Below are 15934 nucleotides of genomic sequence, written 5' to 3' on the forward strand. Positions count from 1 at the left end.
CCTGCTGGCCAAGCTCGACATCACTGCCAATGCCGACCGCATCACGCTGACAGCCAAGACCGAACTGGTGGTACAGGGCGGCGGCAGTGCCACCACCTACAACGCCAGCGGCATCACCCACGTGACCACCGGGCCGTACACCGCGCACGCGGCGAACTTCGCCCATGTGGGGCCCAAGAGCCTGGCCGGGACCTTCCCCGAGCCGCCCAAGCCGGGCAAGGGCAGCCTGGAGCTGTTCAACCTGTACGCCAATGCCAAGGGCATCCAGGCCGGCGATTACGAAGTGACCGATGCGCTGGGTACGGTGCTCAAGGGCAGCCTCGATGGCCAGGGGTTCAATGCCGTGTCGGGGGTGGCACCGGGGCCGGCGTGGGTCAGGTTCGGACGCGACCCGACCCCGCCGTGGACACCGAGCAGCTACATCGGTTTGGTCAACTGGCCGTTGCAGCTACCTGACCCCAGCCACTCGCCCACGGTAGTGGCAACGCTGGTCGACAAGCTGGTGCTGCCCAACGATGGCAAGGGCAGTCTTTTTGGCAGTGCCAGGCAACTGGTCAGTGCCGCCAGCTCTGCCCTGCCTGCTGCCTCGGTCGCCCTGGGCGAGGCCGACCAGGCGGGCGCTGCACTCAAGGGCGCCAGGGCCAGCCTGCCCACGCTGCCGGCCCTCTCACTGACCGACCTCAAGGCTCCAGGCCTGAATACCGTTACCGATCTGCTGCCAGGTGAACTGATCTCATGAGCGACAACACCCCCGCCAAACAACGGCCACCACAGGCCGCAGTCGTTCCCCTGGATCAGATCGGCATCGAGGACGTGAGTAGCGGCGCCGCCGTGTTCGACGCCTGGCTGCGGGATATCAGCGGTGGCTACGTCAACCTCGAGCGCCTCAAGGAGGTGGCTGAGGTGCTGCCGGTCATCGGCAACATCATCGCCCTGGTCGATGCGGTCGGCGACGTTGTCAACCTGGCCTCCAGCGACAAGCCCGACCCGCTCGACTGGGTCAGCCTGGGCATCAACCTGATCGGCGTGATTCCCACGCCACCGACCATGGCGGCTGCGCGCAAGAGCCTGCGGCCGATGCTGGTGCTGGCCCGTCAGGAAGGCAAGCAGATGCTCGGCGACTCGTTGATCGAGATCATCGTCGGCCACCTCAATGCCACCTTGCTTGGCGAAATCGATGCCTTTCTGGCTGACGCAGAAGGGCAGTTGGAGGCGATCCTCAAGGAGTGCGCCGACGTCGGTGAGAAGCTGGTCAACAACACGGCCAACGCGATCGATGCCGTGATTACCGGCAAGCTCGACAGCGCCGCGAATCTGGAGGCTGCCGGGCGCAGCGCCATTGCAGCAAAGAACGCGTTGCGTTCCGACCCCTCGGTGGTCTTCGAAAACGCCTTCGCCGCCCTCAGCGATGCCTACGCCGCGATGGGCAAGGGCGCCGCCAACATGATCATGCGCAATGCCGTGCCCGAGGGGGTACAGCATGAAGTGCTGGCCCGTACCCGGGCCCTGCGTAGCCTGGCGCCACAGATGCGTACGCAACTGATGAGCATGACCAGTGCAGCCAACCCGCAATCCATCGAGAGCATGCGCCTTATCCTGCACAACAGCAGTGTGCTCTGGCACAAGCGCAATCCCAAGGCACTCGGCAGCACGGTCAAGGGCGACAAGACCACCCAGGCCAGGCATCAGGATGCCAAGGGCGAGACCGAGGCCATTACCCGGCAGGCGTCGGCCAAACAAGCGGCCAACGACAGCAAGAACGGCACCTGTGCCAGCAGTTGCAACCGTATCAACTTCGCCCTTGGCAGCGAGTCGCTGGACCACACCGACTTCAGCCTGCCAGGCCCGTTTCCCGTCATCTGGACCCGTACTTACAATTCGCGTCTCGAGCGCCTCGACAACCCCAGCCTCGGTGCCCGTTGGCTCACCGAGTTCACCACCTGCATCGACGTGGTCGGCCAGGGCCTGGTGCTGCTTGACTTCGATGGGCGCAGTCACGATTTTCCAATGCCCGAAAAGGGCAAGCCCCACTACGACGCTGTCGAGTACCTCACCCTGGTGCGCACCGGCGAACAGCAACTGGTACTGCTGCGTGGCCTGGATCGCCGGGAGACCTATGCGCGCCATGGCGATCGTTTCTATCTGACGCACATTCAGCTACGCAGCGGCGCGGGCGCCATGCTGCACTACGAGCATCGCCACAACGGCCAGCCGGTGCTGTCCGACATCAACACCTACCAGGACGACGACCCCAGCAAGGTACACCTGCAACTGGGAACGCGGCTCGACGCGCACGGGCATATCCAGGGTCTCTGGCACGTGGTCGACGGCAAGCCGCTGCGCCAACTGTGCGCCTATCACTATGACGGCGCGGGTGACCTGGTGGCGGCTCAGGATGAAAACGGTGCCGCCTGGCACTATGAGTACCAGCATCATCTGATCACCCGTTACACCGACCGCACCGGGCGCGGTTTCAACCTGGAGTGGGACGGCAACGGCCCGCATGCCAGGGCCATCCATGAGTGGGCAGATGACGGCAGCTTCGAAGTGCACCTGGAGTGGGATGAGCGTATCCGCCTCACCTATGTGACCGACGCCCATGGCCAGGAAACCTGGCACTACTACGACATCCAGGGCTACACCTACCGCATCCGTCATCCGGACGGCAATTCGGAGTGGCTGTTCCGGGATGAGCGCAAGAACGTCATCCGCCACGTGCACCCCGACGGTAGCCAGGACCGCTACAGCTTTGATGAGCGCAGCAACCTGCTGCAGCACATCCGTCCCGACCACAGCACGCTGCACTACGCCTACGACGACCATGACCAGCTGATTAAGATCCGCGATGCCGAGGGTGGCCTTTGGCTGCGCGACTACGACGAGCGCGGCAACCTGGTAGAGACGGTCGACCCGCTGGGCAACAAGACCGAATTTGCCTACACCCCAAGCGGCCTGGTAAGTGCGATCAAGGACGCCAACGGCAACCAGAAGGCGCTGGCCTACAACGACGCCGGGCAACTACTCGAGTACGTCGACTGCTCCGGCAAGACCAGCCAGTGGGCCTACAACGACTTCGGCCAGCTGGTGCAGTTCGCCGACGCAGCGGGCAACAAGACCGCCTATGAGTACAAGGCCGGGCAACTGTCCAGGGTCACCCACCCCGACAACACCGAAGAGCGCTTCGAACGTGATGCCGAGGGCCGTCTGCTGGCGTACCTCGACGCGCTCGACCGCTGCACCACCTGGACCTATTCCGGCGCCGGGCTTCTGGCCGAGCGCGTCGACGCCAACGAGCACACCCTGCGCTACCGCTGGGACAAACTGGGCCGGCTGATTGGCCTGGAAAACGAAAACACCAGCCAGGCGAGCTTCGTGTACGACCCGGTCGGTCGCCTGTTGCAGGAGACCGGCTTCGATGGCCTGACCACCCGCTATCAATACGACCCGTACAGCGGTCGCCTGGCCTCGACCCAGGTCGGCCAGCGCCGCATCGACCTGCGTTTCGACCCCATGGGTCGGCTGGCCGAGCGTACCGCCAGGCTGGGTGATCAGTCCCAGACCGAGCGCTTTGCCTATGACGGCAACGGCAGGCTGATCCAGGCGATCAACGCGGCAAGCCAGCTGCAGTGGTTCCATGACGAGGCGGGCAATCTGACCCGCGAGCATCAGCATTACCTGGGGTTGCAGCAGCCGATGGTGGCGGTGTGGACGCACAAGTACGACGTGCTCAACCAGCGCATCGCGACCGTGCGCCCCGATGGCCATACGGTCAGCTGGCTGACCTACGGCAGCGGCCACCTGCTGGGCATGAAGCTCGACCAGCACGACATGCTCAGCTACGAGCGCGATGACCTGCACCGTGAAGTGGCGCGCCGTCAGGGCAACAAGCTGATGCAGACCCAGGCCTGGGACCCGGCCGGACGGCTGCAGGAGCAACTGCTAGGCAGCCACGACGGCAAGTCCACGTTGCTCAAGCGTCAGTACCAGTACGATGGCGCCGGGCAACTCACCGACATTCACGACAGCCGACGTGGTCAGTTGGCCTACCAGTACGACCCTGTCGGTCGCCTGTTGCAGGCCACCAGTCGCCTGGGGGTGGAGACATTCGCGTTTGACCCGGCCGGTAACCTGCTGGACGAGAAGACGCAGCAGCTCAACCGCCCAGCGGGCTTGACCCGCGATAAGGCCCTCAAGCCCGACCTCAGTTCGAACAGGCGGTGGCAACGGGGGATGCCTACTACCTGGCATGGCCGGTGGGCAGTGCGTGGCGCGAGAGTATCGAGCGGCTACGGGTGTACCTGCTGGGGCAGTTGCCGGCCTGAAAAACTTCGCGGGGCAAGCCCGCTCCCACANCAACCTGCTGCGCGAGTATGCGGGCACGCATTACACCTATGACGAGCGGGGCAACCTGAGCCATCGGTTGCACAACGGTGTGCAGGCCCGGTTCACCTGGGACCTGTTCGACCGTTTGCAGGCTTACAGCGACGACAAGCTCAAGGTCGAGTACAGCTATGACGCCCTTGGGCGACGGTTGCACAAGCACTCGACGGCGCATTACTGGAACAAACCTGAAGCCGGTACTGGCNTCGCGGGGCAAGCCCGCTCCCACAGGTACGGCGCTGGTTTCGAGAACGGCGCTGTACCTGTGGAAGCGGGCTTGACCCGCGATAAGGCCCTCAAGCCCGACCTCAGTTCGAACAGGCGGTGGCAACGNCTCTGGCCGCCAGGCCGTGGGAGCGGGCCTTGCCCGCGATCTGGTGCGCAGCGCCAGTAAAACCTGCACATGCGGTTCGCCTGACACACCGCGCACTCAGGCCTTGCGACCGCTTCGCGCTCATTCGCCGGCAACGCCGGCTCCTACGCCCTGCGGGCAGACTCCGCCTCTGGCCGCCAGGCCGTAGGAGCGGGCCTTGCCCGCGATCTGGTGCGCAGCGCCAGTAAAACCTGCACATGCGGTCTGCCTGATACACCGCGCCCTCAGGCCTTGCGACCGCTTCGCGCTCGTTCGCCGGCAACGCCGGCTCCTACACCCTTCGGGCAGAATCCGCTTCTGGCCGCCGGGCCGTGGGAGCGGGCCTTGCCCCGCGATCTGGTGCGCAGCGCCAGTAAAACCTGCACATGCGGTTTGCCTGATGCACCGCGCACTCAGGCGTTGCGACCGCTTCGCGCTCGTTCGCCGGCAACGCCGGCTCCTACACCCTTCGGGCAGACTCCGCTTCTGGCCGCCAGGCCGTGGGAGCGGGCCTTGACCCGCGATCTGGTGCGCAGCGCCAGTAAAACCTGCACATGCGGTCTGCCTGATACACCGCGCACTCAGGCCTTGCGACCGCTTCGCGCTCGTTCGCCGGCAACGCCGGCTCCTACGCCCTGCGGGCAGACTCCGCCTCTGGCCGCCAGGCCGTAGGAGCGGGCCTTGACCCGCGATCTGGTGCGCAGCGCCAGTAAAACCTGCACATGCGGTCTGCCTGGTACACCGCGCCCTCAGGCTTTGCGACCGCTTCGCGCTCATTCGCCGGCAACGCCGGCTCCTACACCCTTCGGGCAGACTCTGCCTCTGGCCGCCAGGCCGTGGGAGCGGGCTTGACCCGCGATCTGGCGCGCAGCGCCAGCAAAACCTGCCCACGCGGTTTTTCTGCCCACTCCGTTGCCAACCTCGCCCCACCAAGGCACTCTGCCATCGCTCGGCTGTTGCGCACCCTCGGCAATAAGGACCATTGCAATGACCTCACCCGATTTTCGGCCCAAGCCCGTCCACCAGCTGATCAGGGAGGACAGGCAAAGCCCGGTCAATCGCTTCTGGATCCCCGCCTACCAGCGCGGCTACCGCTGGAAACCCGAGCAGGTGCAACAACTGCTGGAAGACATCCTCGAGTTCGCCTACCGCAAGAACCCGCAGAACGACGACTTCTACTGCCTGCAGCCGCTGGTGCTAAAGGCCCGCGACAATGGCCAGTATGAAGTGGTCGACGGCCAGCAGCGCCTCACCACGCTGCTGCTGATTCTGCGTTTCTTCAACCAGCGGCTCACCGAAAGACACCGCGCACCGGTGTTCGAACTCAGCTACGAAACCCGCCCGCACCTGCCGGATTTTCTGCTCGAGCCCTCGGCCGAACAGGCCCGCGGCAATGTCGATTTCTTCCACCTGTACCAGGCCATGCACAGCATCGAGCACTGGTTCGATCAGCACGACAACGAAGTCGACGACTTCAAGTCCACCCTGCTCAACCGCACCAAGGTCATCTGGTACGAGCTGGCCGCCAGCGAGAACCCGGTGGACGCCTTCACGCGCCTGAACATCGGCAAGATCCCCCTGACCGACGACGAGCTGATCCGTGCGCTGTTTCTCAAGCGCAACGCCGACGACGCCTCGGGCGAAACGCCCCAGCAACTGCGCATCGCCCACGAATGGGATCAACTCGAAAAGGCCCTGCAGAACGACGCGCTCTGGTACTTCCTGAACGAGCAGCCAAGCACCGGGCAGAACCGCATCGGCTTCCTGTTCCAGCTGGTAGCCCGGCTGGAAGGCGCAAGCGCGCCAGCCCGACAGCGCTACTCCGTGTTCCATCACTACAGTCGCCGGCTGGCTGCCCCCGACGCCTCGGCGCAACCGCTATGGCAGCAGGTCAAGAACACCTGCATGCTGCTGGAGGAATGGTTCGAGGACCGCCGGCTCTACCACATCATCGGTTTTCTGGTGCAACAGGGTGTCGCCGTGGCCGAGCTGTTTGCCCTGTCGCAAGGCCTGCCCAAGAGCCAGTTCGAACAGCGCCTGCGCCAGCGCGTGTTCATGCAACTGACCGGCTCGCCCCTGCCCCAGCCGGCTACCCGCGACGCCATTACCGATGCGCTCTCGCCCTTCCTCGCCGGCCTGGACTACTCACAGCGGGACAGATCGGCCATTCGCGCGACCCTGCTGCTGTTCAACCTCGCCAGCCTGCTGCAGAACCCGCAATCGAACGTGCGCTTCCAGTTCGACAGCTTCAAGAAGGAGCGCTGGGACATCGAACATGTGCGCTCGGTCACCGCCCACCGCTTCAACGGCGCCGAGGAAAAACAGCAATGGCTGCAGCGCTGCCTGCCGCACCTGCCGGACAAGACCGAAACCCGGCCTCTGCGCGAGGCCCTGGAGGCATTCATTGGCGACCCCAAGGGTGCAGACGATGAGGCTTTCAACGCGCTCCACCAGGCAGTGCTGGAGGCGTTCGGCGAAAACCAGGAGGTCGACGACAGCATCGGCAACCTCACGCTGCTCGACCAGAAGACCAACCGCAGCTACAAGAACGCGATCTTCGCGGTCAAGCGCGAGCGCCTGCTGGCCCTGGACCAGGGCGGCGTGTTCGTGCCGCTGTGCACGCGCAACCTGTTCCTCAAATGCTACAGCCCTGACGTCAAGCACCTGCTGTTCTGGGGCGAACAGGACCGCAAGGGCTACGCGCTTGCGCTCTTGCACACCCTGATAGCCTTCTTCGCCGACCCGCAGGAGCAGCACGCATGAGCGCCAACAGCCAGATCATCTTCGGCCAGCTGTTCGAGCGCTACGCCGGCACCCGCATCCCGCTGATCCAGCGCGACTACGCCCAGGGCAGGGCCGATACCGAAGAGGTGCGCAGCGAATTCCTCGGTGCCCTGGCCCACGCCCTGGCACTGCCGCCCGACGACCCGAGCCTGCCGCTGAACCTGGACTTCGTCTACGGCACGCTGAACCCCCAGCGCCAGTTCGTCCCGCTCGACGGCCAGCAGCGCCTGACCACGCTGTTTCTGCTGCACTGGTACCTGGCGCAACGCGACGGTGAGCTGGCAGCCTTCGCCCAGCTGTTCTGCAACGCCAACGGCAGCGCCCGATTCGCCTACAGCGTCAGGCCCAGCAGCAGCGAGTTCTTCGACGCCCTCAGCCAGCATGCGCCCTCGCCCGCGCTGGGTGCCGACGACTCGCTGATCGAGCACCTCACCGACCAGCCCTGGTACTTTCGCCACTGGCGCCTGGACCCCACCATCCAGTCATGCCTGACCATGCTGCAGGCCATGCACGAGCGCTTTCACAACGCCGCCACCGCCCGTTTTGCCCGCCTGATCGATGTGCAGCAGCCGGTGATCAGCTTCCAGATCCTCGACCTGGACGACTTCGGCCTGGCCGACGACCTGTACATCAAGATGAACGCCCGCGGCATGCCGCTGACCGCCTTCGAGACGTTCAAGGCGCGCTATGAACGGCACCTGCACACCCAGTTCGACGGTCACCCCCGGCAGATGCACGGCAAGCCGGTCAGCACCGCGACCTTCTTCGCCTGGCGCATGGACACGCGCTGGGCGGATTTTTTCTGGAACTTCAGCAACGCCCGCAATGACGCCTCGGCCCCCGCGACCATGCGCCTGTTCGACCAGGCGGTGATGAACCTGTTGCAGATGGTCGCCGCGGCCACCCGCGCCGTCGATGCGCCGAGCTACGAAGCCGAACTGCTCAAGCTGCGCAACCGCCAGCAGCGCCTGAGCTACCAGGTGTACGAGGACAACGGCTGGCTCGATGATGCGTTTTCCGAAACCCTGATGCTGCTGCTCGAGGCCTGGAGCGAAGGGCCCGACAGTTTCACCACCCAGTTGCCCACGGCGCACTACTTCGACGAGGTCGCCTTCTTCAACCACGCCATCAGCGACCAGCCACTGAACTACACCCGCCTGGTGCAGTTCTGCGGCTATGCGATGTTCCTGCGCCGCCATGGCAGCAGCCAACCGCAGGCATTTGGCGAGTGGATGCGACTGGTGGTCAACCTGTCGGTCAATGCCAGCTACGACGGGCCGGACGATGTAAAGCGCAGCGTCAGCGGGCTCGGCGAAATGCTGGAGCAGGCGCTGGACATCCTCGCGCACTTTGCCAGCGTCGACAGGCCCGTCGGCGGCTTTCGCGGTACCCAGGTGCGCGAGGAAATCACCAAGGCGAAACTGATCGTCGCCGACAGCCAATGGCGGCCGCTGCTCGAACACGCCGAGCAGCACGGCTACTTCCAGGGCCAGATCGATTTTCTGCTCGACCACAGCAGCGCCGCCTGGGCGCTGCAAAGCCACGCGCACGCCACCTGGCAGGAACACTTTGCCAGCAGCCTTGCGCTGGCCGAGCAGATGTTCGACGACCACGGGCTACGCGCAATCGATGACTTCCTCTGGGAGCGCGCGCTGTTGAGCGAGGGTGATTACCTGCTCAAACGCGGCTACAACCATTCGTTCCTTGGCGACGGTCTCACGGGCCCTGGCACCTGGAAACGCCTGCTGGCCAATGAAGACGGCATGCGCGTGACGCTGTTCTGCCTCTGGAACCGACTGGACGAAACCCGCCCGCTGCCGGCCCAGTTGCAACGCATCATCGACCAGGCCCGGGTGCGGGAGCCGTGGCGCCAGGTGCTGATCCAGACCCCCTCGGCCCTCGGGTACTGCGCGTTGCGCCAACTGCGCTTCGAACGCGACCAGGTGTACCTGCTGGCCAGGGAACGCATGAGTGGCAGCCATGCCGAGCTGTTCAGCTTCGCCCTGCATCAACGGCTGCAAACCCCGCAGCGGCTGGCGCAACTGGCACCGCTGTCGGTCGAAGGCTACGTGCCGGTTTCCGGCAGTGCCGACGAACCCTACTTCTACCTGCTGCACAGGCCCAGCCCGCAGGTGCACACCCATCTCTATGTCACCTCCACGCCGCATGGCTTCCTGCTGCAGATCGATGTCGATGAACTGCTCGGGCGCGACGCCCTGGCCCATGCCCTGCAGCAGGACTTCGACTTTGTCGTCGAGGCCGGCTACCTGCAGAGCCACTGCCCCCGCGACACGGTCGAACAGCGGCTGGTCGCGCTGGCCGGCGTGTTGGCGGCCTGAGGCACGCGGACTGCCCGCCGCCCTCCAAGTGGTCGGTTGATGCCCGCGCCCTGCCCCTATGCTTGGGCAGGTCGCGAGGCATGCAGCCTTGCCATCAACGAGGACCATCAGCGATGACCAGCAGTACCGCATCACTCGCCATCCGCCCCATCCAGCCCACCGACTTCGAGGCCTGGCTGCCGCTCTGGTTGGCCTATCAGGACTTCTACCAGGTCGACCTGGGCGAAGCCGTCAACGCCACCACCTTCAAGCGCTTTCTGGACCCCGACGAGCCCGTGTTCGCCGCAGTGGCCGAGTACGACGGCGAGCTGGTCGGCATGGTCACCTGGGTCATCCACCGCTCTACCTGGTCGACCACCCACTACTGCTACCTCGAAGACCTCTACGTCGCCCCGCAGATGCGCGGCCAGGGTACCGGCGAGCACCTGATCGCCTGGGTCAAGGCCGCCGCCGACCAGCAGCAGTGCACACGCCTGTACTGGCACACCCACCAGACCAACCATCGCGCCCAGCAGCTGTACAACCGTGTGGCCGTCAACCCCGGCACGATCCTCTACCAGATCGCGCTGTAACCTTCCCCCGTTCAAGGGCAGGCATGGACAGCCGGGCCCTGGCAGGTCAGCATGCCGGCCTGCCCTTCTTCACTGCACAGACGTCATGGCCCACAGTTTTCAACTCGACACCCTGAAGATCCGCCTGGCCGCCGCCGAGCTGGCCCCGCTGGAGCTGCGCGTGCGGGTACAGCGCGCCCTGCGCGAACTCATTCTTGCCGGCGAACTGCCGCCGGGTTGCCGCCTGCCCGCCACCCGCACCCTGGCCAGTTCCCTGGGACTGTCTCGCGACACCGTGGAGATGGCCTATGTGCAACTGCAGCTGGAGGGCTGCATCTGCCGCCGCCCAGGCTCGGGCAGCTATGTGGCCGAGCACCTGGGGCCGCGTCTGCTGGGTGCACGCCCCCCGCGCACCGGCGCGCCGCAGCACGCGCCTGCCACCGTCGGCCTCAGCGCCCGTGGCGCGGCGATCCTGGCCAGCGGCGGGGTCAGCGACCAGCAGCAGGTCAAGGCCTTCGCCACCGGCCTGCCCGAGACGCGCAACTTCCCCCTCGACACCTGGGACCGCCTGCAACGCCAGGCCCAGAAGGACTACCGCGCCCAGGTGCTGCTGCATGGCGACCCGCTGGGTGCCGCGCCGCTGCGCCAGGCCATCGCCCGCTACCTGAACCTGGAACGCGGCGCCAGGGTGCACGCCGACCAGGTGCTGGTGCTGAGCAGCGCGCGCCAGGCGCTGTACCTGTGCGCGCAGGTGCTGGCCGACCCCGGCGGGCCGATCCTGCTCGAAGACCCGGGTTACTTTGGCGCGCGCAAGGCCTTCGAGATGGCCCAGCTGCAGGTGGTGCCCGTGGCCGTGGATGAGCACGGCCTGCGCACCGACCTGCTGCGTGCCGACCGCAGCGGCGCCAACACCGTCTACGTCACCCCGTCGCACCAGTACCCCACCGGCGTCACCCTGGCCCTGGAACGGCGCCTGGACCTGATTGCCTGGGCCGCCGAGCGCAATGGCTGGATCATCGAGGACGACTACGACAGCCAGTTCCACTACGACGGCCTGCCCACCGCCTGCGTGCAGGGCCTGGACAACGCGCAGCGCACGATCTACCTGGGCACCTTCGCCAAGTCGCTGTACCCCGGCCTGCGCATGGGTTTCATGGTGCTGCCGCCGGCCCTGGTCGCGCCCATGAGCCACGCGCGCAGCATGCTCGACGGGCACACCCCGCAACTGGCCCAGTTGACCCTGGCGCGGTTTATCGAAGACGGCCATTTCGCCGCGCACATTCGCGCCATGCGCACGCTGTATGCCGTGCGCCGCGAGGCCATGGCCGAGGCACTGCACCAGCACCTGGGCGGCATCGCCAGCGCGCAGCTGCCACCGGGCGGCCTGCAGATGCTGTGCCGCCTGGAGCATGGCTGGAGCGAGGCCGAGACGATCCGCCAGGCCGCGCGGGCGGGCATCCACCTGCCCGGCCTCAGCCGCCTGTACGCCACGCCGCCGGCACAGGGCGGCTGGCTGCTGGGCTTCGCAGCGCTCACCCCGCACCAGATCGGCAGTGCCGTGGCACGCCTGGCCAAGGCCCTGCGCCCCGGCGTGCGCAGCGGTCTGGCGCAGGCCAGCGAGGTGGACTGATCGGGCCACCCCTGGCGCGGATACGCTCGGCACCCCAGCCCATCCCGCAAGGACCTGCCCATGAACCGAACCGCTTCGCGCCTGCACCCGCGTGACCTCGTCTCACCCACCCTGGCCGCCCTGATCAGCGTCATGGTCAACTATGGCGGCACCTTCGTGCTGGTGTTCCAGGCCGCGCAACTGGGCAACCTGACCGCCGCGCAAACCGCCTCGTGGGTGTGGTCGGTGAGCATCGGCGTGGGCCTGACCGGGGCCTGGCTGAGCTGGCGCTACCGCGCGCCGATCATCACCGCCTGGTCCACCCCGGGGGTGGCGTTCCTGGCCACGGTCATGCCGTTCACACCCTATGGCGAGGTGATCGGCGCCTACGTGCTGTGCGCCATCGGCTTCATCCTGCTGGGGCTGTCGGGGGTGTTCGAGCGGCTGGTGCGCTGGATACCGGCCGGCATCGCCGCCGGGCTGCTGGCAGGCATCCTGCTGCAGTTCGGGGTCAACGCCTTCGGCGGGGCCAGCGCCGACCCGCTGCTGGTGATCGTGCTGGTGCTCACCTACGCCGTGCTGCGCCGCTTCACCTCGCGCTTTGCCGTGGTCGGGGTGCTGGTGGCGGGCCTGGCCATGCTGCTGGCCCAGCAGCGCCTGGACCTGCACGGCGTGCACCTGAGCATGGCGCTGCCGGTGTTCGAAACTCCGCAGTTCAGCCTTGGCGCGCTGTTCGGCGTGGCGCTGCCGCTGTTCGTCATCACCCTCACCGGGCAGTACATGCCGGGCATGCTGGTGCTGCGCAACGACGGCTACACCACCAGCGCCAACCCGATCATCACGGTCACCGGGCTGGGGTCGCTGCTGATGGCGCCGTTTGGCGCCCATGCGTTCAACGTGGCCGCCATCACTGCGGCCATCTGCACCGGCAAGGACGCGCACCCCGACCCGGCCAGGCGCTACCTCGCCGGCATCGCCTGCGGGGTGTTCTACGTCACCGTGGGGGTTTTCGGCGTGACCCTGGCCAGCCTGTTCATGGTGCTGCCGCGCACCTTCGTCACCACCCTCGCCGGGCTGGCCCTGCTGGGCGCCATCGGTGGCAGCCTGGCCAGCGCGATGGGCGATGCGCGTACCCGCGAGACCGCGCTGATCACCTTTCTGGCCACCGCCGCCAATGTCACCCTGCTGGGTATCGGCGGCGCGTTCTGGGGGTTGCTGACCGGCCTGCTGGTGCATGCGCTGATGCACGCCGGCCGCCCGCTCAGCCCAGCCGTGGCGAGTGCGCCAGCAAGCCCTGGGTGTACGCCGCCTGGGGGTGGTCCAGCACATCCTGCGCCGGCCCCTGCTCGACAATCCGCCCTTCCCTGACCACCACCACGCGGTCGGCGATGGCGCGCACCACGCCCAGGTCGTGGGTGACGAACAGCAGGGTCATGCCCTCGCCCTGCAACTGCTTGAGCAGCGCCAGGATCGCCGCCTGCACCGACACGTCCAGGGCCGAGGTCACCTCGTCGCAGATCAGCACCGAAGGCTCGCACACCAGCGCGCGGGCAATCGCCACGCGCTGGCGCTCGCCACCCGACAGATGATGCGGGTACTTGTGCGCCGCATCCGGGGGCAGCGCGACCCGTGCCAGCGCCGCGTCGATACGCGCCCGGCAGGCCGCGCCCTTGAGGCCGAAGAAGTGCTCCAGCGGCGCTTGCAGGCACTGCGCCACGGTCTGGCGCGGGTTCAGGGCGCGGTACGGGTTCTGGAAGATGTACTGGATACGGTGGCGCGTGGCCGCGGGCCGCTGGCGCGCCAGCAGGCTCAGCGGCTGCCCGTCGAAGGTCAGCTCGGCCTGGGCGGTATCGCCCAGCCCCGCCAGGGTGCGCGCCAGGCTGGTCTTGCCCGAGCCCGACTCGCCCACCACCGCCAGGCATTCGCCCTTGTACAGGTCCAGCGACAGGTCGAACAGCACCTGGCGGTCGTAGCTCAGGTTGAGGTCGCGCAGGCTCAGCAGCGGCGTGTCAGCGCAGCTGAGCACCGTTGCCGGCACCACCGCCGGCGCGGCCACGGCGGTCAGTTGCGGGTGCAGGCAGGCGACCTGCTGCGCGCTGTCCAGCGCATTCAGCGACGGCTCCAGCGAGGTGCAGGCAGCGCTGCGGCGCGCGCACCGCGGGGCGAAGGCGCAGCCTTGCGGGCGCTGACCGGGCGCCGGGGCATGGCCGGCAATCGCCTGCAACGGGCGCTGGCGGGCCACGTCCGGAATCGCCGCCAGCAGGCCCAGGGTGTACGGGTGCGCGGGCCGCGCGAACAGGCGTTCGCGCTGCGCCACCTCGACGATGCGCCCGGCGTACATCACCATCACGCGGTCGACCAGGTCCTTGATCACGGCCAGGTCGTGGGACACGTACACCGCCGCCACCCCCTGCTCCTTGCACAGCCTGCGCAGGGTTTGCAGGATGTGCGCCTGGGTGCCGACGTCGAGGGCGGTGGTGGGTTCGTCGAGCACGATCAGGCGCGGGCGCAGCACGAAGGCCAGGGCCAGCATCACCCGTTGCTGCTGGCCGCCGGACAGTTGATGGGGGAAGCGCCTGAGAAACTCGCGATCGCCGGGCAGGCCGACGTCTACCAGGGTCTGCTGCAGGCGGTCGGCCTGGGCCGCGCGGGCAAGCTGCGGCTCGTGGGCCTGCAGGGTTTCGCGCAGCAGGTTGCCGATGCGCAGCGCCGGGTTGAGGGCCATGGCCGGGTCTTGCGCGACATAGCCGATCAGCCCGCCGCGGGCGCGGCGCAGGGCATCGCCCTTGAGCTCGAGCAGCGACGCGCCGGCAATGTCGATGCGCCCGCCGGCAATCTGCGCACCGCGCCGGGCATGGGCCAGCAGCGCGGTGGCCAGGGTGGTCTTGCCCGAGCCGGACTCGCCGACAAGGCCGAGGATTTCACCGGGGGCCAGGCTGAAGTGGATGTGGTCGATGATATCGGCGCCGCTGGCGAGTTCGACCCGCAGGTTCTCGACCCGCAACGCTTCGCCGGCAACGCCGGCTCCTACAGACGGTGCAAAACCTGTAGGCGCCGGCGTTGCCGGCGAAGAGGCCATCAAGGCATGCGCATTCATTTGCGTTCTCCCGCACTGTGCCGGGCAATGCCCTCGGCCAGAATATTGGTGCCGTAGGCGAACACCCCGATCAGCAGCGCCGGTGCCAGCACCGCCCACGGCTGCACCAGCAGCCCGGCCTGGTTCTCGTTGATCATCAGCCCCCAGTCCGCCGCCGGCGGCGCCACGCCGTAACCCAGAAAGCTCAGGCCCGACAACATGCCCACGCCCCAGGTCAGCATGTTGCCAAAGTGCACCAGCAGCGGCGTGAGCACGTTGGGCAGGATCTCGCGCAGCAGAATCCGCGTGCGCGAAAAGCCCATCATCTGCGCCGCCTCCACGAACTCCTGGCTGGCCACCGCCACCGCACTGCCGCGCGCCAGGCGGATCACGCCGGGGGTAAAGGCAATTGCCACGGTCATCACGATCAGCCACGGCGCGCGCCCCAGCATCGACACGATCAGCAGCACCAGGATCAGGTCCGGAAACGCCAGCCACACATCCGCCAGCCAGGTGATGGCCTGGTCCAGGCGCTGGCGCGACAACCCGGCCAGCAGCCCCAGCGCCGTGCCCAGCACCAGCGCAATGGCAGCGGCCGCCAGCGACATCCACAGGATCGACACACCGCCACTGAGCAGCCGCGACACCACGTCGTGGCCCAGAAAATCATGCCCCAACGGCGCCTCGCCGCTGGGCGGGCCGTACACCCCGCCAACCATGTCGGTGGGCGCATGCGGCGCCAGCCACGGGCCCAGCAGCGCCAGCAGCACGATGGCCAGGGTCACCAGCCCACCCCGACGAATTTGCGGCTCACGCCAGACACTTGCACTGAACATGCTCTCT

9 protein-coding genes are annotated in these 15934 nt (G+C 67.0%); 7 read left to right on the forward strand and 2 right to left on the reverse strand.

The annotated features are described in order from the left end of the window. Nucleotides 1-4: 4 nt before the first annotated feature. From CR917_RS24910 to CR917_RS24945, 7 genes are all read left to right on the forward strand, one after another. Nucleotides 5-739 carry a DUF2345 domain-containing protein gene (locus tag CR917_RS24910; RefSeq protein WP_371920458.1) on the forward strand — a complete coding sequence of 245 codons (735 nt, stop codon included), beginning with the start codon at nucleotides 5-7 and terminating at the stop codon, nucleotides 737-739. After that, the gene (locus CR917_RS24915; RefSeq protein ID WP_256589765.1) at nucleotides 736-4395 is read left to right on the forward strand and encodes a DUF6531 domain-containing protein; all 3660 of its coding nucleotides are present in this window, start codon (nucleotides 736-738) and stop codon (nucleotides 4393-4395) included. The genes CR917_RS24910 and CR917_RS24915 overlap by 4 nt, the downstream gene beginning before the upstream one ends. A 1324-nt stretch (nucleotides 4396-5719) precedes the next feature. Further along, nucleotides 5720-7495, forward strand: coding sequence for a DUF262 domain-containing protein (locus CR917_RS24925; RefSeq protein ID WP_104573102.1), 1776 nt, complete (start codon nucleotides 5720-5722; stop codon nucleotides 7493-7495). Then, nucleotides 7492-9855, forward strand: coding sequence for a DUF262 domain-containing protein (locus CR917_RS24930; RefSeq protein WP_104573101.1), 2364 nt, complete (start codon nucleotides 7492-7494; stop codon nucleotides 9853-9855). The genes CR917_RS24925 and CR917_RS24930 overlap by 4 nt, the downstream gene beginning before the upstream one ends. A gap of 113 nt (nucleotides 9856-9968) precedes the next feature. Then, nucleotides 9969-10427, forward strand: coding sequence for a GNAT family N-acetyltransferase (locus tag CR917_RS24935; protein ID WP_054915360.1), 459 nt, complete (start codon nucleotides 9969-9971; stop codon nucleotides 10425-10427). An 85-nt stretch (nucleotides 10428-10512) separates the two neighbouring features. Then, nucleotides 10513-12036, forward strand: coding sequence for a PLP-dependent aminotransferase family protein (locus tag CR917_RS24940; protein WP_054915361.1), 1524 nt, complete (start codon nucleotides 10513-10515; stop codon nucleotides 12034-12036). A 60-nt stretch (nucleotides 12037-12096) separates the two neighbouring features. After that, nucleotides 12097-13383, forward strand: coding sequence for a benzoate/H(+) symporter BenE family transporter (locus tag CR917_RS24945; protein ID WP_104573100.1), 1287 nt, complete (start codon nucleotides 12097-12099; stop codon nucleotides 13381-13383). On the opposite strand, the gene CR917_RS24950 is transcribed toward CR917_RS24945, so the two are convergent. Then, on the reverse strand, nucleotides 13277-15112 hold the full coding sequence (locus tag CR917_RS24950; protein WP_104573099.1) for an ABC transporter ATP-binding protein: 1836 nt from the start codon (nucleotides 15110-15112) through the stop codon (nucleotides 13277-13279). The genes CR917_RS24945 and CR917_RS24950 overlap by 107 nt on opposite strands. Next, a complete protein-coding gene (locus CR917_RS24955; protein ID WP_104573098.1) occupies nucleotides 15109-15927 on the reverse strand; it encodes an ABC transporter permease in 819 nt (272 codons plus the stop codon). Before CR917_RS24955 ends, CR917_RS24950 begins: the two co-directional genes overlap by 4 nt. Nucleotides 15928-15934 lie beyond the last annotated feature (7 nt).

The sequence above is a fragment of the Pseudomonas sp. BRM28 genome (assembly GCF_002939405.1).
Lineage (GTDB): Bacteria > Pseudomonadota > Gammaproteobacteria > Pseudomonadales > Pseudomonadaceae > Aquipseudomonas > Aquipseudomonas palmensis.

What these genes read in the sequence shown, in the direction of transcription:
- CR917_RS24930 (WP_104573101.1), top strand. Translation starts at nt 7,492, where the DNA reads ATGAGCGCCAACAGCCAGATCATCTTCGGCCAGCTGTTCGAGCGCTAC.
- CR917_RS24935 (WP_054915360.1), top strand. Translation starts at nt 9,969, where the DNA reads ATGACCAGCAGTACCGCATCACTCGCCATCCGCCCCATCCAGCCCACC.
- CR917_RS24940 (WP_054915361.1), top strand. Translation starts at nt 10,513, where the DNA reads ATGGCCCACAGTTTTCAACTCGACACCCTGAAGATCCGCCTGGCCGCC.
- CR917_RS24950 (WP_104573099.1), bottom strand. Translation starts at nt 15,112, where the DNA reads ATGAATGCGCATGCCTTGATGGCCTCTTCGCCGGCAACGCCGGCGCCT.
- CR917_RS24945 (WP_104573100.1), top strand. Translation starts at nt 12,097, where the DNA reads ATGAACCGAACCGCTTCGCGCCTGCACCCGCGTGACCTCGTCTCACCC.
- CR917_RS24955 (WP_104573098.1), bottom strand. Translation starts at nt 15,927, where the DNA reads ATGTTCAGTGCAAGTGTCTGGCGTGAGCCGCAAATTCGTCGGGGTGGG.
- CR917_RS24925 (WP_104573102.1), top strand. Translation starts at nt 5,720, where the DNA reads ATGACCTCACCCGATTTTCGGCCCAAGCCCGTCCACCAGCTGATCAGG.